Below are 23,716 nucleotides of genomic sequence, written 5' to 3' on the forward strand. Positions count from 1 at the left end.
GCTCTTCGACTATCTGAAGAAAGTCACCACCGAGCTTCACCAGACCCGGCTCCGGCTGGCCGAGCTGGAACTCGGCACCGACGAGCCCATCGCGATCGTCGGCATGGCCTGCCGCTTCCCCGGTGGTGTGTCGAACCCGGACCAGCTCTGGGACCTGGTCGCCGACGGCCGGGACGCCATCTCCGGTTTCCCGGCCGACCGGGGCTGGGACCTGGACGGACTGACCGGCGCGGGATCCTTCACCTCGGTCACGGCCGAGGGCGGATTCCTGGACGGAGTCGGTGACTTCGACGCGGAGTTCTTCGGGATCTCGCCGCGTGAGGCGATCGCCATGGACCCGCAACAGCGACTGCTGCTGGAGACGTCCTGGGAGGCGCTGGAACACGCCGGGACCGACCCGGCGTCACTCACCGGATCGAATGTCGGTGTTTTCGTCGGCACCTTCCCCTCGGGCTATCTGGAGGTGGCGGGCCGGTCCGGCGAGGACGTGGCGGGGCATCTGATCACCGGGGGTTCGCAGAGTGTGGCGTCGGGCCGGGTGGCGTACGTACTGGGCCTTCAGGGCCCGGCGCTGACGGTCGACACCGCGTGTTCGTCGTCGCTGGTCGCCCTGCACCTGGCCGTACAGGCGCTGCGGGCCGGGGAGTGCACCATGGCCCTGGCCGGCGGGGTCAGCGTGATGGCCACCCCGGACACCTTTGTCGGCTTCTCCCTCCAGGGCGGTATGGCGGCCGATGGCCGGTGCAAGGCGTTCGCGGACGGTGCTGACGGCACGGGCTGGTCCGAGGGTGCCGGGATGCTGGTGGTCCAGCGCCTCTCGGACGCGCGGCGCGAGGGCCGCCGGGTGCTGGCGGTCGTACGGTCCAGTGCCGTCAACCAGGACGGCGCGTCCAACGGTCTGACCGCGCCCAACGGCCCGGCGCAGCAGCGGGTGATCCGACAGGCGCTGGCCGGGGCCGGACTGTCGGCCGGCGAGATCGATGTCGTGGAGGCACACGGTACGGGTACGGTGCTGGGCGACCCGATCGAGGCGCAGGCGCTGCTCGCGACGTACGGCCAGGACCGGCCGGCCGATCGGCCCGTACTCCTCGGTTCGCTGAAGTCGAACCTCGGTCACACCCAGGCCGCCGCCGGAGTCGCCGGTGTCATCAAGATGGTCATGGCGATACGCCACGGTCTGGTGCCGCGGACGCTGCACGTGGACGCGCCGTCGTCCAAGGTCGACTGGTCCCAGGGCGCGGTACGGCTGCTGACCGACTCGACCCCCTGGCCCGAGGCCGGTCGTCCGCGCCGGGCAGGGGTGTCCTCCTTCGGAGTGTCCGGCACCAACGCGCACGTCATCCTCGAAGCCGCACCGCAGGGCGAGGCGGAGGCAGCGGCAGAGCCTGCCACCGCCTCCGCTACCGACACCGACACGGAAGCCGCGCCGGGCCTCGTCCGGGACACCGTCCCGTGGGTGCTGTCGGGGCGAACCGACCAGGCTGTACGAGCCCAGGCCGCACGGCTGTTGGCGTGGGCGGACACCGACCCCGCCGCCGATCCCGCCGCCGTGGGAGCCGCGCTGGCGACGACCAGGACGCGGTTCGATAACCGGCTGGTGGTCACCGGCGGTGACCGCGCCGAACTCCTCGCGGTGCTGCGCGCCGTGGTCGACGGCGAGCCCACACCCCACGCGATCCAGGGGCACGCGGGTGCGGGCGCCGGGTCCGGTGCGGTGTTCGTGTTCCCCGGCCAGGGGGCCCAGTGGGTCGGCATGGCCCGGGAACTGGCCGATGTGTCACCGGTGTTCGCGGAGGCGATGACGGAGTGCGCGAAGGCGCTGGACCCCTTCGTCGACTGGTCGCTGTCGGACGTGCTGGACGATGAGGCGGCTCTGAACCGGGTACAGGTGGTGCAGCCGGTGCTGTGGGCGGTGATGGTGTCGCTCGCGAAGCTGTGGCGGTCGTGCGGTGTCGAGCCGGCCGCCGTGGTGGGGCATTCCCAGGGGGAGATCGCCGCATTGTGCGTGGCGGGCGGACTGTCGCTGTCCGACGGGGCCCGGATCGTGGCGCTGCGGAGCCAGGCGATCGCCGACACACTGGCCGGCGGCGGTGGCATGGCGGCCGTATCGCTCCCCGTGGGACAGGTCACCGAACTGATCGCCGAGTGGCGGGGCCGGCTGTGCGTGGCCGCCGTCAACGGCCCGGCGTCCGTCGTCGTGTCCGGCGAGCCGTCCGCCCTGCGGGAGTTCCTCGCCCACTGCGACGGCCAGGAGATCCGCGCCCGGAAGATCCCGGTGGACTACGCCTCCCACTCGGCTCAGGTCGAGGAGATCAGGGACCGGCTGCTCCGCGAACTGGCGCCGGTCCGGCCCCGGTCGGCGTCGGTGCCGGTGTACTCCTCCGTCACCGGACAGGCCATGGACACAAGCACCGCCGACGCCGCGTACTGGGTGCGTAACCTGCGCGAGACCGTACGGTTCGAGCAGGCCACCCGTGCGCTGATCGCCGACGGCCACCGGACACTGATCGAGGTCAGCCCCCATCCGGTACTCGCCATGTCCGTCCAGGAGACCCTGGAGAGCGCCGGGCACACCGGTGTTGTTGTTGGGACGCTGCGCCGGGGTGAGGGCGGTGCCCGGCGGATGGTCGCCTCGCTGGCCGAGCTGTTCGTCCGGGGCGGACGCGTCTCGTGGGACCCGGTGTTCGCCGGGATCGCCGCCCGCCAGGTCGAACCGCCGACGTACGCCTTCCAGCACCAGCGGTACTGGCCCGGCACACTGCCCCTGGTCGGAGATGTCGTGGGTGCCGGTCTGGATTCGGCCGAACACCCGCTCCTCGGCGCGATGGTCACCCTGCCCGAGTCCGGCGGAATGCTCTTCACCGGCCGGTTGTCGCTGCGGTCCCACCCGTGGCTGGCGGACCACAGGGTGCGCGGAACTGCGGTGTTCCCCGGCACCGGGTTCGTGGAACTGGCACTGCGCGTCGGTGACGCGGTGGGGTGCGACCGTATCGCCGAACTGGTCCTGGAGGAGCCGCTGACGCTCCCCGCGCGGGGCACCCGCCAGATCCAGATCGCCCTCACGGAACGGGAGGACGGCTGGTCTCTGGCGATCCACGCACGCCAGGACGGCGATGAGTCCTGGACCCGGCATGCCACCGGCGTACTGACCGGAGTGCTCGAAGACGGCGGAGCCGACGCCGATGCCCCGGCCCTGACCGGACCGTGGCCGCCCACCGACGCGACGGCGATCGACACCTCTGGCCTGTACGACATGGAAGCGGGCCACGAGGTGACGTACGGGCCGGTGTTCCAGGGCCTTACCCGGGCGTGGCACCGTGGTGACCGCGTCTGGGCCGAGGTCGTGCTGCCCGAGGTACGGACAGGGCAGGCCGAGGCGTTCGGCGTCCACCCGGCGCTGCTGGACGCGGTGCTGCACGCGGCGACGTTCGCCGGGCTCGCCCCCGCGGAGTCCGCCCGGCTTCCGTTCACGTTCACCGATGTCGTCCTGAGGGCGCCGGGCGCGACGAGGGTACGGGTGAGCCTCGCGCGTACGGGCCCGGACGAGGTGTCCATCGCCGTGGCCGACACCACGGGTGCTCCGGTGCTGTCCATCGGCTCGATGGTGACGCGTCCGCTGCCGGCCGGGGCCTTCGGCGCCGGTCGCGGGGACACGACGGGTACGGACTCGGCTACGGACACGGACACGGTTGTCCTCGTGCCGCAGTGGATCGACCCGGCGGGCGCCCCGTCGTCGGCCGGTGCCTCGCTCGACCTGGTGGTGGGGTCGGCCACGGATCACGCGGACTTCGCGGACATGGCTGCCCTGCTCGCCGCTGTCGACTCGGGTCGGGAGACTCCGCGGGGTGTGGTGCTGGTGGTTCCGCGTGGTGGGGTGCTGGGGTCGGGTTCTGTGGTGGGTCGGGTGCATGAGGTGACGGGGTGGGTGCTGGAGCAGGTGCGGTGCTGGTTGGATGCGTCGCGTCTGTCTGATTCGCGGTTGGTTGTGGTGACGCGGGGTGCGGTGACGACGGGTGAGGGGGATCCGGTGACGGATCTGCCGGGGGCCGCGGTGTGGGGGCTGGTTCGTTCGGCGCAGACGGAGAACCCGGACCGGATCACTCTGGTCGACCTGGCTGACCAGGGTGATCCCGACACCGACACCACCCTCGACGCCGTGGCACGTGCGGTCGCGTGCGGCGAGTCGCAGGTGGCGGTTCGCGAGGGCGCTGTGCGGGTGCTGCGGCTGGTCCAGGACTCTGAGGTGGGGGGTTTGGTGCCGCCGGTGGGTGGGTTGTGGCGGTTGGAGTCGGTGGGTGGGGGGACGTTGGAGGGGTTGTCGTTGGTGGGGGTTTCGGGGTTGGTGGGGGAGTTGGGTGTGGGTGAGGTGCGGATTGGTGTGCGTGCGGCGGGGGTGAATTTTCGTGATGTGTTGAGTGCGTTGGGGATGTATCCGGGGGATGCGGGTTTGTTGGGTGGTGAGGTTTCTGGTGTGGTGTTGGGGGTGGGGCCTGGTGTGTCGCGTGTGGTGGTGGGGGATCGTGTGTTGGGGATGGTTTCTGGTGGGTTTGGTCCGGTGGTGGTGACGGATGAGCGTTTGGTGGTGGGGGTTCCGGAGGGGTGGTCGTTTGTTGAGGCTGCGGGGGTGCCGATTGCGTTTTTGACGGCGTATTACGGGTTGGTGGATTTGGCGGGTGTGGTGCCGGGTGAGTCGTTGTTGGTGCATGCGGGTGCGGGTGGGGTGGGGATGGCGGCGATTCAGTTGGCGGGTCATTTTGGGTTGGAGGTGTTTGCGACGGCGAGTGAGAGTAAGTGGGGTGTGCTGAGGTCGTTGGGTGTTGATGATGATCATGTGGGTTCGTCGCGTTCGGTTGATTTTGAGGGGCGTTTTCTGGGGGTGTCCGGGGGGCGTGGTGTGGATGTGGTGTTGAATTCGTTGGCGGGTGAGTTTGTGGATGCGTCGTTGCGGTTGTTGGCTGATCGTGGTCGGTTTATTGAGATGGGTAAGACGGATGTTCGTTCGGTGTCTGATGTTGGGGCGGTTCGGCGGGGTGTGGGGTATCAGGCGTTTGATTTGATTGATGCCGGTCCGGATCGGATTGGTGAGATGCTGGGTGAGTTGATGGGGTTGTTTGAGGCGGGTGTGTTGCGTCCGTTGCCGGTGGTGGCGTCTGATGTGCGTGGGGCGCGTGGGGTTTTCCGGTTGATGAGTCAGGCGCGGCATACGGGCAAGTTGGTGTTGACGATGCCGGAGCCGGTGGATCTTGACGGCACGGTGGTGGTCACGGGTGGTACGGGTGGTCTGGGCAGTGCGGTGGCCCGGCATCTGGTACGGACGCATGGCGTGCGCAACCTCGTACTGGCGAGCCGCCGGGGTGAACAGGCCGAGGGTGCTACCGCGTTGGTGGAGGAGCTGACCGAACTCGGCGCCCGGACGACCGTCGTGGCGTGTGATGTGTCCGACCGTGCCTCGGTCGCGGCGCTGCTGGCCGGCGTACCCGATGAACACCCCCTTACTGGAGTGGTGCACACAGCCGGCGTTCTCGATGACGGTGTGATCGGATCGCTGACGTCTGAACGGCTGGACCGGGTGCTCGCGCCGAAGGTGGACGCCACCTGGCATCTGCACGAACTCACCCGCGACAGAGAACTGTCGTTCTTCGTGGTGTTCTCGTCCCTGGCAGGTCTGATGGGCGGTCCCGGACAGGCCAACTACGCCGCGGGCAATGTCTTCGCCGACACACTCGTTCAGTTGCGCCGACAGGAGGGCCTGCCCGGAGTATCGATGGCGTGGGGATCGTGGACGACCGAGGTCGGGCTGACCGGGACCCTGTCGGGCATCGACCTTCAGCGGATGGCCGGGGCGGGGATGCTGCCGCTGTCGGTGCCACAGGGACTGGCATTGTTCGACCGGGCGCTCCTCACCGACCAGGCTGTGATGGGGCTGACCCGCTGGCGCGCCGGGGAGGAGATCCCGACGGCGAAGCGCTCGTCCGGCATGGGGGGTGGCAGGGTCCGCCGGAGCGGCGGCCGGCGTGAGCAGCCCGGATCCGGCGGTGGTTTCACCGAGCGGTGGGCCGCCGTACCGGCGGAGGAGCGCGCCGGATTCCTGCTGGAGCTGGTCCGCGGCCATGCCGCCGCGGTCCTCGGCCATGCGTCGCCCGACGCCATCGGCGGTGGCCAGGTCTTCCGGGACCTCGGGTTCGACTCGCTGACGGCGGTGGAACTCCGTAACCGGCTCGCCACGGCGACCGGACTGAGCCTGCCCGCCACCCTGGTGTTCGACCACCCGACTCCGGGACGGGTGGTCACCTATCTGCACGAACAGCTCAAGACCGATGAACCGTCCGCGACCGAAACGGTTCTGACCTATCTGAGCAATCTCAAGGCGACCTTCCCCGCCGTTGCCGCCGAGGCGGCGGACCGCGACCGGATCGCCGAGCGCCTTCGCGAGATTCTCGATCTGTGCGGTGAGCCGGAGAAGACGGACCTCGACGATGTCGACACCGCGTCCGACGAAGACCTCTTCGCCTTCGTCGATCAAGGAATTGATTAGAAGGAATTGATTAGTCCGGGAGTTCGGTCATTTCTCCCGTGGTCCGTTCAGCGCGAAATCCTCAAGGAGCAGACAACCAATGTCCAACGAAGAGCAGCTTCGTTCCTACCTCAAGCGGGCGATCGCGGACTCCCGCGAGGTGCAACGACGGCTGCGGGAGGTCGAGGACCGGCAGACCGAGCCGATCGCGATCGTCGGCATGGCCTGCCGTTTCCCCGGTGACGTGGCGAACCCCGACGAGCTGTGGGATCTGGTGGCGAACGGCCGGGACGCGGTGTCCGGCTTCCCCACCGACCGCGGCTGGGATCTGGACGAACTGGCCGGCTCCGGCGCGTCCGTCACCGGGGAAGGCGGCTTCCTGAAGGACATTGGTGCGTTCGACGCGGGATTCTTCGGAATTTCGCCGCGTGAGGCGGTGGCGACCGATCCGCAGCAGCGGTTGCTGCTCGAAATGTCGTGGGAGGCGCTGGAACACGCCGGCATCGACCCGCTCTCCCTGGCGGACACACCGGCAGGGGTCTTCGTCGGCACGTTTCCGTCGGGGTACACCGAGGTCGCTGGCCAGTCCGGCGAGGACATGGCCGGCCATCTGATCACCGGGGGTTCGCAGAGTGTGGCGTCGGGCCGGGTGGCGTACGTACTGGGCCTTCAGGGGCCGGCGCTGACCGTCGACACCGCGTGTTCGTCGTCGCTCGTGGCGCTGCATCTGGCCGGACAGGCGCTGCGGTCGGGGGAGTGCCCCATGGCGCTGGTCGGCGGTGTCACGGTGATGGCCACCCCCGGCACCTTTGTCGGCTTCTCGGCACAGGGCGGTATGGCGGCGGACGGCCGGTGCAAGGCGTTCGCGGACGGTGCCGACGGCGCCGGATGGGCCGAGGGCGCCGGAATGCTGGTGGTGCAGCGGCTGTCGGACGCGCGGCGGGAAGGCCGCCGGGTACTGGCGGTCGTACGGTCGAGTGCGGTGAACCAGGACGGTGCGTCCAACGGTCTGACCGCGCCCAATGGCCCGGCGCAGCAGCGGGTGATCCGGCAGGCGCTGGCGGGTGCGGGGCTGTCCGCCGCGGATGTGGATGTGGTGGAGGGGCACGGTACGGGTACGGTGCTCGGTGACCCGATCGAGGCGCAGGCGCTGCTCGCGACGTACGGTCAGGACCGTTCGGAGGAACGGCCTTTGTGGCTGGGGTCGTTGAAGTCGAACATCGGTCACACTCAGGCCGCCGCCGGTGTGGCGGGTGTGATCAAGATGGTCATGGCGATGCGGCACGGTGTGCTGCCGCGGACGCTGCATGTGGACGCGCCGTCCTCGAAGGTGGACTGGTCCCAGGGGGATGTCCGGCTGCTGACCGAGACCACACGATGGACGGAGAACGGCCGTCCTCGCCGGGCGGGGGTGTCGTCCTTCGGGGTGTCGGGGACGAACGCGCACGTCATTCTTGAGGCCGTTGCCGAGAACGAGAATGAGAACGAGAACGAGCCCGGCATCCAGCCCCAGACCGCACCGGACTCCATACCGGCGGCGCCGGTGCTGCGAGGCGCGGTGCCATGGGCGCTGTCGGGGCGAACGGCTGAGGCGGTACGTGGCCAGGCGGCCCGGCTGCTGGACCGGGTCGAAGCCGATCCCGAGCTGGAACCGGCCTCCGTGGGGCGGTCGTTGGTGACGACCCGGGCTCTCTTCGATCACCGCCTGGTGGTGACCGGCGGCGACCGCGACGAGCTGTTGGCGGGGCTGCGCGCTGCGGTGGCGGATGAGCCCGCGTCAGGGGTGTCGCAGGGGCGGGCATCCGCTCGGGCGGGCTCGGGTGTGGTGTTCGTGTTCCCTGGCCAGGGCGCGCAGTGGGTGGGCATGGCCAAGGAATTGTGGGGGACTTCGGAGGTCTTCGCGGCGGGGATGACGGAGTGCGCGGAGGCTCTTGGCCCGTTCGTGGACTGGAAGCTGTCGGATGTGCTGGATGATGAATCCGCTCTGGACCGGGTGGAGGTGGTACAGCCGGTTCTGTGGGCGGTGATGGTGTCGCTCGCGAAGCTGTGGCGGTCGTGCGGTGTGGAGCCGGCCGCCGTGGTCGGCCATTCGCAGGGAGAGATCGCGGCTCTCTGTGTGGCGGGCGGTCTGTCACTGTCGGACGGGGCGCGGGTCGTCGCTCTGCGGAGCCGCGCGATAGCGGACACCTTGGCGGGTAGTGGTGGTGGTATGGCGGCGGTGTCGCTGTCCGCCGAGCGGGCCACATCCCTGATCGAGCGGTGGGACGGTCGGCTGTCTCTGGCGGCGGTGAACGGCCCGTCGTCCGTGGTGATTTCGGGTGATGCCGATGCCCTGCGGGAGCTGGTAGTCGGATGCGAGGCGGACAGTGTTCGTGCACGCGTCATTCCAGTGGATTACGCCTCCCACTCGGTTCAGGTGGATGTGATCCGGGACCGGCTGCTGGAGGAGCTTGCGGCAGTTCATCCGGAACCGGCATCCCTCCCGGTGTACTCCTCCGTCACTGGAAAGCTCCTCGACACGGCCTCGGCCGATGCCGCGTACTGGGTGCGCAACCTGCGCGAGACCGTACGGTTCGAGGAGGCGACCCAGGCGCTGATCGCGGCTGGCCGGCACACGTTTGTCGAGGTCAGCCCGCATCCCGTACTCACCACGCCGCTCCAGGAGACCCTGGACGCCACCGGTGCCGAAGGCGTTGCCGTCGGGACTCTGCGCCGAGGCGAGGGTGGCTCGCGTCGTATGGTGGCGTCGCTTGCTGAGCTGTTTGTCCAGGGTGTGCCGGTCGTCTGGGAGCGGCTCTTCGCCGGGCTCGGCGCCCGGCGGGTCGAACTGCCCACGTACGCGTTCCAGCGCGAGCGGTACTGGCCCAGCGCCCCTGTGTCCGTCGGTGATGTGGTGGGGGCGGGGCTCGCGTCGGCCGATCATCCGTTGCTGGGGGCGATGGTCGCTCTGCCCGAGTCCGGTGGAATGTTGTTCACCGGACGTGTGTCGCTGGGGACACATCCCTGGTTGGCCGACCATGTGGTGCGGGGGACGGTGGTGTTTCCCGGGACCGGGTTTGTCGAGCTGGCGGTCCGGGCGGGGGACGCCGTGGGCTGTGGCCAGGTCGATGAACTGGTGCTGGAGGCGCCGTTGGTGCTTCCGGCGCGGGGCGGCTGTCAGGTGCAGGTCGTACTCACCGAGCGCGAGCAGCAGAACACCGTTCAGGAGCAGGGCCGTTGGGCGATCGCGATCCATGCCCGTCCCGATGGCGACGAGACATGGACGCGACACGCCACCGGCGTCCTGACCACGGCCGTGCCGACCGGTCAGGACCGTGGGGACGACGGCGATGACTTCGCGGAGTTCGCCACCGCGTCCTGGCCGCCGCGTGGGGCGACGGCGGTCGACACCTCGGGACTGTACATGCCCTCCGCCGACAGCGAGGTCGTGTACGGGCCGATGTTCCAGGGACTGACCCGGGCATGGGCCGAGGGGAACAGGGTGTGGGCCGAGGTCGAGCTGCCCGAGGCACAGCGGGGCGCGGCGGCTGCCTACGGCCTCCATCCGGCCCTGCTGGACGCGGTGTTGCACGCCGCCATGCTCGGCGCCCCGGAGTCCGCGCCGACCGCGTCCCTGCCGTTCCTCCTCACCGGTGTCGCCCTCCGGGCTTCCGGCGCGACCCGTGTGCGCGCCTGTGTGACCCGTACCGGAGCCGACGAGCTGAGCATCGCGGTGGCGGACGCCACGGGCGCCCCCGTGCTGTTGATCCGGTCGCTGACTACCCGCGCGCTGCCGGAGGGCGATCTCGGCACCGGTTCGCAGGACGGATCCCTGCTCCTGACGCGATGGACGGACCTCGGTAGCGGTACCGGTACCGGCGCCGGGCCGGCCGTGGGGACCGATGGCTGGGCCGTGGTGGGCACGGGGGCGGACTACCCCGATCTGGCCGCTGTGAGCACGGCGGTCGAAGCCGGCGCTGCCGTACCGCGTCGCCTGGTGCTCACCGTGCCGCACCGGCCGGAGGAGCCGGTGGTGGCGTCGACCCACCGGGTCACCGGATGGGTCCTGGAGCAAGTACAGCGCTGGCTCGGAGAAGAGCGGTACGCGGGGACACGGCTGGTCGTGGTCACCCGGAGGGCCCTGAGCACCGGCGAGGACGACCCGGTGACCGATCTGCCCGCCTCCGCGGTCTGGGGCCTCATCCGCTCGGCGCAGTCGGAGAACCCGGACCGCATCACCCTCGTCGATGTGGACTCCGATCCCGAACTCGCCGTACTCGCAAGCGCGGTGGCGACGGACGAGCCGTGCTGCGCGATCCGGGGGACGTCCCTGCGTGTTCCGCGTCTCATCCGCAAGACCTCCCGATCCGCCGAACTCGCCCCGGTGCGCGGCCCGGTACTCATCACCGGTGGTACGGGCGGCCTCGGCGGTCTGGTGGCGCGCCATCTGGTGCGTACGTATGGTGTCCGGGATCTGGTGCTGGTCAGCCGTCGGGGCGAGCGGGCCGAGGGAGCCGCCGAACTGGTCGGGGAGCTGGCCGGGTTGGGGGCGAAGGCCGTGGTGGTGGCCTGCGATGTGTCGGACCGGGACGCGCTCGCCCGCGTTCTCGCCGATCATCCGGTCTCCGGCATCGTCCATACGGCCGGTGTGGTGGACGACGGGGTCATCTCCTCGCTCACTCCGGAGCGCGTCGATCACGTTCTCGCGCCGAAGGTGGACGCGAGCTGGTATCTGCACGAACTGACCCAGGACCTCGACCTCTCGCTCTTCGCCGTCTTCTCGTCCCTGTCCGGAATGCTCGGCGGTCCCGGGCAGGGGAACTACGCGGCGGGCAATGTCTTCGCGGACACCGTGGTGCGATGGCGCCGGCAGGCGGGGCTGCCCGGAGTGTCACTGGCCTGGGGTGCCTGGACGTCGGAGATCGGACTGACCGGGACGCTCTCCGAAGCCGATCTGCGCCGGCTGCACGGCAGGGGACTGTCCCCGTTGTCGGCCGATCAGGGACTCGCTCTCTTTGACCGGGCGCTGTCGGCCGGTGAACCCGTCATGGGCCTGGCCCGGCTGGATCTGGCGGCCCTGCGTGCGCAGGGTGGTATTCCGCCCCTGATGAAGTCCCTGGTGAGGGGCGGTGTCGTACGGCCGGCCGCCGGGGACGAGCGTCATGATCCGGACAGCTTCGCCCGCCGCTGGAGCATGATCCCGGCCGAGGACCGCGCACGGTTCCTCGTGGAGCTGGTCCATGGCCACGCCGCCGCGGTCCTCGGACACACCGACGCCACCCGGATCGATACGGGACGCCAGCTCAAGGAGCTGGGCTTCGACTCGCTGACCGCGCTGGACCTGCGCAACCGGCTCGCCACGGTGACCGGACTCGCTCTGCCCGCCACCCTGGTCTTCGACTACCCCACGATCGCGGGAGTGGCGGAGTACGTCGCGAGCCTTCTCGACGGCGACGGCGACGGCTACGGCGGCAGCGTTCAGGGCAGGACTCCGCCACCGGTCGTATCGGTGACGGACGACCCCATCGTGATCGTCGGCATGGCCTGCCGGCTGCCCGGTGGTGTCTCGAACCCGGACGAGCTGTGGAGCCTGGTGAGCGAGGGCCGGGACGCCGTGTCGGAGTTCCCCACGGACCGGGGCTGGGACATGGACGGGCTGTTCGGCCCGGACGGCCCCGGTTCGGGTACGTCGGTCACCACCGAGGGCGGATTCGTCGACACGGCGGCCGAGTTCGACGCGGCCTTCTTCGGGATCTCGCCGCGTGAGGCGGTGGCGACCGATCCTCAGCAGCGGTTGGTGCTGGAGACCTCGTGGGAGGCGCTGGAACACGCGGGCATCGAGCCGGGGACGCTCGTCGGCAGCTCCACCGGTGTGTTCATGGGCGCGATGGTGTCGAACTACGCCGAGGTGGCGGGCCGGTCCGGCGCGGAACTGGCCGGCCAGCTGGTCACCGGAACCTCGCTCAGCGTGCTGTCGGGCCGGGTGGCGTACACGCTGGGGCTGCACGGTCCGGCGGTGACGGTGGACACGGCGTGTTCGTCGTCGCTGGTGGCGCTGCACTGGGCCGCGCAGGCGCTGCGTACGGGCGAGTGCTCGACCGCGCTGGTCGGCGGAGTCACCGTGATGGCCACCCCCGACGCGTTCATCGGCTTCTCCCTCCAGGGCGGGCTGGCACACAACGGCCGGTGCAAGGCGTTCGCGGACGCGGCCGACGGTACGGGGTGGGCCGAGGGCGCCGGGGTCCTGGTGGTCCAGCGCCTGTCGGACGCGCGGCGGGAAGGCCGCCGGGTGCTGGCGGTCGTACGGTCCAGCGCCGTCAACCAGGACGGCGCGTCCAACGGTCTGACGGCGCCGAACGGTCCGGCACAACAGCGTGTCATCCGGCAGGCGTTGGCCGGTGCCGGGCTGTCGTCCGCCGAGGTGGATGTGGTGGAGGGGCACGGTACGGGTACGGTGCTGGGCGACCCGATCGAGGCGCAGGCTCTGCTGGCCACGTACGGTCAGGACCGTCCGGAGGACCGGCCCCTGTGGCTGGGTTCGCTGAAGTCCAACCTTGGTCACACCCAGGCCGCCGCCGGAGTCGCGGGCATCATCAAGATGGTCAAGGCGATGGAACACGGTGTGCTGCCGCGGACACTGCACGTGGACGCGCCGTCGACGAAGGTCGACTGGACGCAGGGAGCGGTGCGGCTGCTGACCGAGCCCGTCCCGTGGCCCGAGACCGACCGGCCGTTCCGGGCGGGCGTGTCGTCGTTCGGAGTGTCGGGCACCAATACGCACGTCATCCTGGAAGCTCCGGAACCGGTCACACCGCCCGAAGAGCCCACGTCCGAAGCGGACAACGCGCCTTCCACACTGGTCCAGGACGTCGTCCCATGGGTGCTGTCGGGGAAGACCACCGAAGCGGTACGGGCCCAGGCCGCACGCTTGCTGGAGTGGTGCCGTCCCGAAGACGTCGTGGAGGCATCCGCGGCACTGCCGGCACCGGCGGCAAGAGACGTGGGCTGGTCGTTGGCAACCACCCGCTCCCGGTTCGACCACCGGATAGTGGTGACGGGGGCCGACGGGGACGCGTTGCTGGCGGGCCTGCGGGCCGTCGCGACGGGTGAGCCGGCGGCGCAGGTGGTGCGGGGCCAGGTGCGGCCGGCCGCCGCCGTGGGCGTGCTGTTCAGCGGCCAGGGAGCGCAACGGCTCGGTATGGGGAGCCGGTTGTACGCGTCATCGGCGGTGTTCGCGGAGGCGCTGGACGCGGTCCTGGCTGAGTTGGATCCGCAGCTGGACCGGCCGCTGACCGAGGTCATGTGGGGTGAGGATCCAGGGTTGCTGGAGGGGACGGGGTGGGCGCAGCCTGCTTTGTTCGCGGTGGAGGTGGCGCTGTTCCGGGTGCTGGAGTCGTGGGGGATGACCCCGGACTATCTGCTGGGCCACTCCGTCGGTGAGATCGCTGCCGCGCATGTGTCGGGCGTGCTGTCGTTGGCCGATGCGTGTCGTCTGGTGGCGGCACGCGGTCGGCTGATGCAGGCGCTGCCGATCGGTGGCGCGATGGTCGCGCTGGAGGCCGGGGAGGACGAGGTCGCGGGTGAGCTGACCGATCGGGTGTCGGTGGCGTCGGTCAACGGTCCCGAATCGGTGGTGATCGCTGGCGACGAGGACGAAGTCCTGTGCATTGAGGGCGTGTTCGCGAACCGAGGACGCCGGACGAGCCGGCTCCGGGTGTCGCACGCGTTTCACTCGCCACTGATGGATCCCATGCTGGACGAGTTCGAGCGGGTGCTGCGGGGCCTGTCGTGGAACAGGCCCCGGATCCCGATCGTGTCGACGCTGACCGGCGAACTCGCCAACGGGGAGGCGCTCCGTACCCCGGACTACTGGGTGCGCCAGATCCGGGAGACGGTCCGCTTCTCCGATGGCGTGCGCCGGCTGGAGGCGCTGGGCGTACGCACACTGGTGGAGGTCGGACCGGGCGGGGTACTGGCCGGGCTGGTCCCGCAGACCTGTGGTGAGGACGTCACCGCCGTCGCCGCGCTGCGCGGGCCTGACCATCCCGAGGACGCCGCGCTGCTGACGGCCGTCGCCCGGCTGTTCGTCGAGGGCGTGCCGGTCGCGTGGGACGCGGTGTTCGCCGGGGCCGGGGCGCGCGAGGTGGCGTTGCCGACGTACGCGTTCCAGCGCGAGCGGTACTGGCCGGACGCCTCGGCGTCGGTCGGTGATGTGGTGGGGGCGGGCCTGGCGTCGGCCGATCACCCGTTGCTGGGGGCGATGGTCGCTCTGCCCGAGTCCGGTGGGATGTTGTTCACGGGACGTGTGTCGGTACGGTCGCATCCGTGGCTGGCCGACCATGTGGTGCGGGGGACGGTGGTGTTTCCCGGGACCGGGTTTGTCGAGCTGGCGGTCCGGGCGGGGGACGCCGTCGGCTGCGGCCGGGTGAGTGAGCTGATTCTGGAGGCGCCGTTGGTGCTTCCGGCGCGGGGCGGCTGCCAGGTGCAGGTCGTACTGACCGAGCGCGCGCAGGGGCACTGGGCCGTCGCGATCCATGCCCGGCCGGACGGGCAGGAGGCGTGGAAGCGCCATGCCACCGGTCTGCTCACCGGTCGCGTACACATGGATGACGTCTTTGACGGCCCCCGCTCCGTATGGCCCCCGGCCGGGGCAACGGCCGTTGACACCTCCGGGATGTACGCCGACGGCGCGGGCGCGGATGTGCTCTACGGGCCGGTTTTCCAAGGTCTTACGGGAGCGTGGACCGAGGGAGAGAGGGTGTGGGCCGAGGTTGAGCTGCCCGAGGCACAGTGGATCCGGGCGGCGGCGTTCGGTATGCACCCGGCCCTGCTGGACGCGGTCCTGCACGCGGCGGTCTTCGCGGGCCCGGCCGTGGGTCCGGCCGTGGGTCCGGCCGTGGGTCCGGCCGCGGGCCCGGCCGCCGGTACGGCTGTAGCCGGTGCCGTGGAGGGTGCACGGCTGCCGTTCCTGTTCGGTGACGTGGTGCTGCGGGCCTCCGGCGCCACCCGGGTGCGGGTGTGCCTGACCCGTACCGGCGAGGAGGAGTTCTCCGTGGCGGTCGCGGACAGCACGGGTGCGCCCGTGCTGTCGATCGGGTCGCTGTCCACCAGGCCGCTGCCCGACACCGCGCTCGTATCGGCGGATGGGGACACGGTGATACTCGCGCCCGAGTGGACCGAACTGGAAGCCGTTGGCGCGCGGGACACCTCGGCCGACGCTCAGGGTGACGGCCGATACGCCGACTGGGCCGTTGTGGGTACGGGTGCGGGCACGGACGGGGGCAACGGCCACGCGGATCTGGCCGCCCTGATCACGGCGATCGACGGCGGCGCCGTCCCCGTACCCCCGTACATCGTGCTCGACGTGCGCCACCGCCCCGAGGGTCCGGTGGTGAATTCGACGCACCGGGCCACCGCCTGGGTGCTGGAGCAGATACAACACTGGCTCGGTGACGGGCGGTTCGGCGGAACGAGGCTGGTCGTCGTCACCCGGGCGGCCGTCAGCACGGGCGAGGGCGACCCGGTGACCGATCTGCCCGCCGCGGCGGTCTCGGGCCTGGTCCGCTCCGCGCAGTCGGAGAACCCGGACCGGATCACCCTGATCGACCTGGAGCCCTCCCACGACCACGACCACCCCAACGCTTACGACCACGACCGTGCCCACACCGACCTCGATCTCGATCTCGCGCTGCTGGCCGCCGCCGTCGCGACCGCCGAGCCGCAGCTCGCGGTACGGAAGGGCGCGATGCTCGTACCGCACCTCGTACGGCAGGCACCGACCGAAGGCACACCGGACCGCGCCGCCGACGAAACCGGTGCGCCGCTGGACGGCACGGTAGTGATCACCGGCGGTACCGGCGGCCTGGGCAGCCTGGTGGCCCGCCACCTGGCGCGCGCTCACGGAGTCCGGCACCTGCTGCTGCTCAGCCGCAGTGGCGAGCGGGCCGACGGAGCGCCGGAGCTGATCCGGGAACTGGGGGAGTACGGCGCGCTGGTCACCGTCGTGGCCTGTGACGTCTCCGATCGCGAGGCTCTCGCCGACGCACTGTCGGCCGTACCGGCGGCGCACCCCGTGCGGGGCGTCGTGCACACCGCCGGTGTGCTGGACGATGGGGTCGTCGGCTCGCTGACCGGCGAGCGGCTGGACCGGGTGCTGGCTCCGAAGGCGGACGCCGCCTGGCACCTCCACGAGCTGACGCGCGAGCGTGACCTCGACCTGTCGCTGTTCGTCGTGTTCTCGTCCCTCGCCGGTCTGCTCGGCGGCCCCGGCCAGGGCAACTACGCGGCGGGCAACGCGTTCGTGGACACACTCGTACAGCACCGCCGTCAGCTCGGTCTCCCCGGCGTATCGCTGGTGTGGGGCGCATGGACCTCCGAAGTGGGCCTGACCGGCACGCTCTCGGACGTCGACCTGCGCCGGATGAGCGAGTCGGGGATGCCGCCGCTGTCGGTGGAACAGGGGCTGGAGCTGTTCGACCGGGCATGGCGCGCCGATGCTCCCGTGGTCGCCCTGACCCGGCTGGACACCGCGGCCCTGCGGCACCGGGGCGTTCCGCCGATGATGCGGTCACTCGTCGCGCGCGGCGCCGCCCGCCCGGCGGCCGGGAACGATCGCGGGGCCCCCGACGGCTTCGCCGGGCGCTGGGCGGCCACACCGGCCGCGGAACGCTCCCGCTACCTGCTCGATCTGGTCGGCGGGCAGGTAGCGGCGGTGCTGGGGCACAGCTCCGCCGCCCGCGTGGACAACACCCAGGCGTTCAAGGAGCAGGGCTTCGACTCGCTGACGGCGGTGGAGCTGCGCAATCGGCTTGTCTCGGTGACCGGTCTCGGTCTGCCGGCCAGCCTGGTGTTCGACTACCCGACGGTCACGGCCCTGGCCGGCCACCTGGCGACGCTGCTCGGGGACGACCACACCTCGGAGACATCGCTGATGTCGCCGGCGCGTCAGGGAACGCTGCCGCCGCTGGTGTCCGTGGCCGACGACCCGATCGTCATCGTGGGGATGGCGTGCCGCTATCCCGGTGGGGTGGCCGGCCCCCAGGAACTGTGGGGACTGGTGGAGGAGGGCCGCGACGCGGTGTCCGGCTTCCCCGCCGACCGCGGCTGGGACCTCGACGGCCTGCTGGGGACGGGCGCCGGTACCTCGGTCACCGCCGAGGGCGGATTCCTCGAAGGCGTCGGCGATTTCGACGCGGCCTTCTTCGGCATTCCGCCGCGCGAAGCCCTCGCCATGGATCCCCAGCAGCGTTTGCTGCTGGAGACGTCGTGGGAGGCGCTGGAACACGCCGGGATCGATCCGGAGGAGCTGGCGGGCGGCTCGGTCGGGGTCTTCGCCGGCGCGTTCCAGTCCGGATACAGCGAGGTGGCCGGCCGCTCGGCGGAGGACATCAGCGGGCATCTGATGACCGGCAGTTCGCAGAGCGTGGTCTCGGGACGCATCGCCTACGCGCTGGGGTTGCAGGGCCCGGCGGTGACGGTGGACACGGCGTGCTCGTCGTCGCTGGTGGCGCTGCATCTGGCCGCGCAGGCCCTGCGGGCGGGGGAGTGCGCGTTGGCCCTCGCGGGCGGTGTGACCGTGATGGCGACTCCGGACACCTTCGTCGGCTTCTCCCAGCAGGGCGGACTCGCCGCCGACGGCCGCTGCAAGGCGTTCGCGGACGCAGCCGACGGTACGGGGTGGGCCGAGGGGTCCGGAATGCTCGTCGTGCAGCGGCGGTCGGACGCGCTCCGCGAGGGGCGTCGGATACTGGCGGTCGTACGGTCGAGTGCGGTGAACCAGGACGGTGCCTCGAACGGCCTGACCGCGCCCAACGGTCCCGCGCAGCAGCGGGTGATCCGGCAGGCTCTGGCGGGCGCCGGGCTGTCGGGTACCGAGGTGGACGTGGTGGAGGCGCATGGCACGGGTACGGTGCTGGGCGACCCGATCGAGGCGCAGGCGTTGCTCGCCACGTACGGCCAAGGGCGCCCGGAGGAACGGCCGTTGTGGCTGGGTTCGCTGAAGTCGAACCTCGGTCACACCCAGGCCGCCGCCGGTGTCGCGGGCGTCATCAAGATGGTCAAGGCGATGGAGTACGGTGTGCTGCCGCGCACGCTGCACGTGGACGCGCCGTCGACAAAGGTCGACTGGACGCAGGGCGCCGTACGGCTGCTGACGGAAGCCACTCCCTGGCCCGAGAACGATCATCCGCGCCGGGCCGGTGTGTCGTCCTTCGGCCTGTCGGGCACCAACGCGCACGTCATCCTGGAAGCACCCGAGCCCAGCCCCAGCCCCGCTCCCGACCCGGCCCCCGCCCATCAGGCCGCGCCCGGCGCGACTGGTCCGGTTGGTCGTGGAGCCGTTCCGTGGCTGCTGTCGGGCAGGACGGCGGAGGCTGTACGGGGCCAGGCCGCCCGGTTGCTGGCATGGTCCGAGGCGGCTCCGGAGGCCGAACCGCTCGACGTGGGACGGTCGTTGGTGACCACCCGGGCGCTGTTCGGCCACCGCGCCGTGGTGACCGGCGCCGACCGTGAGGAGCTGCTGTCCGGACTCCGGTCTCTGGCGGCGGGCGAGCCCGCGCCGCAGGTGCTCCAGGGCGTGACCGCCGGGAGTACGGACGCGGGTGTGGTGTTCGTTTTCCCCGGCCAGGGGGCCCAGTGGGTCGGTATGGCGCGGGAACTGATTGACGAGTCACCGGTGTTCGCCGAGGCGATGTCCGAGTGTGCTGATGCTCTGGGCGCGTTCGTGGACTGGAAGCTGTCGGATGTGCTGGATGATCAAGTGGCCCTGGACCGCGTGGAGGTGGTGCAGCCGGTTCTGTGGGCGGTGATGGTGTCGCTCGCGAAGCTGTGGCGGTCCTGCGGTGTGGAGCCGGCCGCCGTGGTCGGCCATTCACAGGGAGAGATCGCTGCTCTCTGCGTGGCGGGAGGTCTGTCGCTGTCGGACGGGGCGCGGGTTGTCGCTCTGCGGAGCCGTGCGATAGCGGACACGCTGGCGGGCAGTGGCGGGGGTATGGCGGCGGTGTCGCTGTCCGCCGACCGGGCCACAGAGCTGATCGAGCGGTGGGACGGTCGGCTCTCGCTGGCTGCCGTGAACGGCCCCTCGTCCGTGGTGATTTCGGGTGATGCCGATGCCCTGCGGGAGCTGGTGGCGGGATGCGAGGCGGACAGCATCCGCGCACGCATCATTCCAGTGGATTACGCCTCCCACTCGGTTCAGGTGGATGTGATCCGGGACCGGCTGCTGGAGGAGCTTGCGGCAGTTCATCCGGAACCGGCATCCCTCCCGGTGTACTCCTCCGTCACCGGAAAGCTCCTCGACACGACCTCGGCCGATGCCGCGTACTGGGTGTGTAACCTGCGCGACACGGTCCGGTTCGAGGAGGCGACTCGGGCGCTGATCGCGGCCGGCCGGCACATATTCGTCGAGGTCAGCCCGCATCCCGTACTCACCACCCCGCTCCAGGAGACCCTGGACGCGACCGGCACCGAAGGCGCTGTCGTCGGGACCCTGCGCCGAGGCGAGGGCGGTCCGCGTCGTATGGTCGCGTCGCTCGCCGAGCTGTTCGTCCAGGGCGTGCCCGTTGCCTGGGAGCGGCTCTTCTCCGGGCTCGGCGCCCGCCGGGTCGAGCTGCCCACATACGCGTTCCAGCACCAGCGGTACTGGCCCGACGTTCTGAACTCAGTCGGAGATGTGACGGGAGCCGGTCTCGCCCCGGCCGAACACCCGCTGCTGGGAGCGATGGTGGCGGTGCCCGGCTCCGGTGGGGTCCTGTTCACCGGCCGGATCTCGCTGCGCACGCACCCCTGGCTCGCGGACCACATGGTGCGGGGCCTGGCGGTGTTCCCCGGCACCGGGTTTGTCGAGCTGGCGGTCCGCGCCGGTGACGCCGTGGGCTGCGGCCAGGTCGGTGAACTCGTGCTGGAAGCACCGCTGGTCATCCCGGCACAGGGTGACTGCCGCATCCAGATACTCCTCACCGAGCAAGGGAAGGAGCAGGGGAGCGAGCCGGGGTATGAGCCGGGGTATGAGCAAGGGCAGCCGGCCCGGAAGTGGGCGGTCGCCATCCACGCCCGCCCTGACGGCTCCGAGATCTGGACCCGGCACGCGACGGGCGTACTGACCCGTGCGACACCCACCGGTGACGCGCCCGACGGATTCGGCACGCCATGGCCCCCGGCCGGAGCGCCGGATATCGATGTCTCAGGTGTGTACCCCACCGGCCCGGACTCCGAGGACGCCTCCGACATCGTGTACGGACCGGTGTTCCAGGGGCTGACCAGGGCCTGGACTCTGGATGAGCGGGTCTGGGCCGAGGTGGAGCTGCCCCGGTCCGAGCGGTCCCGGGCAGCCCTCTACGGGATCCATCCGGCGCTTCTGGACGCGGTGCTGCACGCGGCGGCCTTCGCCGGACTGGGCACGACAGACCCGGCGGACACAACAGACACGGCAGACGTCCCCATGCTGCCGTTCATGTTCACCGATGTGGTGCTGCGGGCCTCGGGCGCGACCCGGGTGCGGGTGTGCCTGACCCGTACCGGCGCGGACGAGGTCTCCGTCGCGGTGGCCGACGCCACCGGTGCGCCGGTGCTGTCGATCGGATCGCTCCTGGCCCGGCCGCTGCCGGACGGGGACTTCGCCGCCGTACCCGAGGACACGGTGCTGCTCGCGCCCCGTTGGACGGACCTGGGTGTGTCTGCGCTGACCGTCGCGACCGAGGGCTGGGCCGTTGTGGGTGAGGGCGCGGACCACGCGGACGTGGCCGCCCTGACCTCCGCCGTCGAGGCTGGGACCCCGGTCCCGGGGTGTCTGGCGCTGGCCGTGCCGCACCACCCCGAAGGGGCCGTCGTACCGCTGACGCACCAGGTCACCGCCTGGGTGCTGGAGCAGGTGCAGCGCTGGCTCGGCGACCAGCGGTACGAGCGTACGAGGCTGATCGTGCTCACCCGGTCGGCGGTGACCACCGGCGCCGCCGACCCGGTGACCGATCTGCCCGGCGCGGCGGTGTGGGGGCTGATCCGCTCGGCGCAGACGGAGAATCCGGACCGGATCACCCTGATCGACCTCGACGCGTCCGCTTCCCTGGACCTCGCCCTGCTGGACGGTGTGCTCGCGACCGGCGAACCGCAGGCCGCGATCCGTGGTGCGGTGGTGCTCACACCGCGCCTGGAGCGCCGCACACCACCGACGGACGCGTCCGCTCCCGCCGCTCCCGCCGCTCCCGCAGTGAGTGACGGTACGGTCCTGGTCACCGGTGGTACCGGCGGCCTGGGCGGTCTGCTGGCGCGCCATTTGGTGCGCGCCCACGGGGTACGGCAGCTGCTGCTGGCCAGCCGGAGCGGTGAACGGGCCGCAGGCGCGGCGGAGTTGGTCGAGGAGCTGACCGGGCTCGGCGCGCGGGTGGAGGTGAGGGCCTGTGATGTGTCCGACCGGGACGCCCTGTCCGCGCTGCTGGCGGAGCATCCGGTGTCCGGGGTCGTGCACACCGCAGGTGTGCTCGACGACGGGGTGATCGGCTCGCTCACCCCGGAGCGGCTGGACCGGGTGCTGGCCCCGAAGGTGGACGCGGCCTGGCATCTGCACGAACTGACCCGGGACCGGCACCTGTCGATGTTCGTGGTCTTCTCCTCCGTGGCCGGGCTGCTCGGCGGTCCGGGACAGGGCAACTACGCGGCGGGCAATGTCTTCGTGGACACCCTGGCGCAGTGGCGCCGGCAGGCGGGGCTGCCCGGTGTGTCACTGGCGTGGGGCACCTGGACGACGGAGGTCGGCCTCACCGGCACCCTGAGCGAAGCAGACCTGCGCAGGCTGGCCCGTTCGGGGCTGCCTCCGCTGTCGGTGGAGCAGGGCCTGTCCCTGTTCGACCGGGCCCTGCGCACGGACGAGGCGGTTCTCGCGCCGACCCGGCTCGATCTGGCCGCGCTGCGCGGCCCGGGTGACCTCCCGGCCATGCTGCGCTCCCTCGGCGGCGCGGCCGTACGCCCTGTCGCGCGGGACGGCGGGGACGGCGACGGCGGCTTCGCGCCGCGATGGGCGGCGGCCCCGGCCGAGGAGCGGCCCGGGCTGCTCCGGGATCTGGTCCGCGCGCATGTCGCCGCCACACTGGGACACTCCTCCGCCGACCACATCGACAGCCGCCAGGCATTCCGCGAGCTGGGCTTCGACTCGCTGACCGCGCTGGAACTGCGGAACCGGCTTGCCGCCGCGACCGGGCTGCGGATGCCGGTCACCCTGGTGTTCGACCATCCGACGGTCGAGGAACTCGCCGGCTACCTCGGGACCGTACTCGCGCGGTCCGTGGCCGCCACCTCCCCGGGGGCGGGGACAGCGGCCGGGCAGGAGGCGGCGGCCGGGGAGTCGCCGCAGGCGCCCCAACAGGACATCATGGGGCGGCTGTACATGCGCGCGGTCGCGGAGCGCCGGGTGTCGGAGGCGCACGACTTCGCGATGAGCGCGGCGGTGCTGCGGCCCCGGTTCGAGACCCCCGACCAGCTCGCGAAGCGGCCCGCGGTGGTCCGGATCTCGCCCGGAGACACCGGCCCGCATCTCATCTGCGTCTGCCCGCCGGTGCCGCTGCCCCTGACGGGTCCGGACGTGTATCTGCGGTTCGCCGCCGAGTTCGGGGGCACACGCAGGGTCTCGGCCCTGATGGCGCCCGGGTTCGACGAGGGGGAGGACCTGCCCGCGACCACCGAGGTGCTGATGGACGTCATGGCGACCGCGATCATCGACTACGTCGGCGACGAGACCTTCTCCCTGGCGGGCTCCTCGTCCGGCGGTGTGGTCGCCTACGAGCTGGCGAAGGAGCTGGAACGGCGCGGGGTCGCCCCGGCCGGGGTCGCGCTGCTCGACTCGTACCGGATGAACGACAAGGTCATCAACAAGTGGGACAACGACCTGGCCGGGCGGTCGTTCAACGGCATCAACACCGACAACATCGGGTTCGAGAAGATCACGGCCTTCGTCTGGATCTGCACACGGCTGCTCATGGACTGGGAGCCGGGCGGTCTCGCCGCTCCCGCCCTGCTCGTACGGGCCACGGAGCCGATCGTCCAGGAGGAGGAAGGCGTGGCCTGGCAGACCAATCTCGCCTCGATGTCCGCCGTCGTCGATGTCCCGGGCGACCACTTCTCCATCCTGGAGAGCGAGCACGCCCCGCTTGTCGCGCAGGCCGTGGACACCTGGCTCACCGAGATCGAGGGACAGCGGCCCTGACCGCCTCCTCCTGTTCCCCGGGCGGCGAGTCA

At 71.0% G+C, this 23,716-nt stretch carries 1 protein-coding gene and 2 pseudogenes; all 3 read left to right on the plus strand.

The window, feature by feature from the left end:
- Window positions 1-13: 13 nt before the first annotated feature.
- A pseudogene (locus tag DVK44_RS38045) lies at window positions 14-4,207 on the plus strand (type I polyketide synthase); the annotation flags it as partial.
- Window positions 4,208-4,372: 165 nt separating this feature from the next.
- Window positions 4,373-6,535: pseudogene (locus DVK44_RS38050) on the plus strand (type I polyketide synthase); the annotation flags it as partial.
- A gap of 79 nt (window positions 6,536-6,614) precedes the next feature.
- Window positions 6,615-23,684, plus strand: coding sequence for a type I polyketide synthase (locus DVK44_RS35635; RefSeq protein ID WP_114664709.1), 17,070 nt, complete (start codon window positions 6,615-6,617; stop codon window positions 23,682-23,684).
- The last annotated feature ends 32 nt before the right edge of the window (window positions 23,685-23,716 follow it).

Origin of the sequence: Streptomyces paludis (assembly GCF_003344965.1) — a bacterium.
GTDB lineage: Bacteria > Actinomycetota > Actinomycetes > Streptomycetales > Streptomycetaceae > Streptomyces > Streptomyces paludis.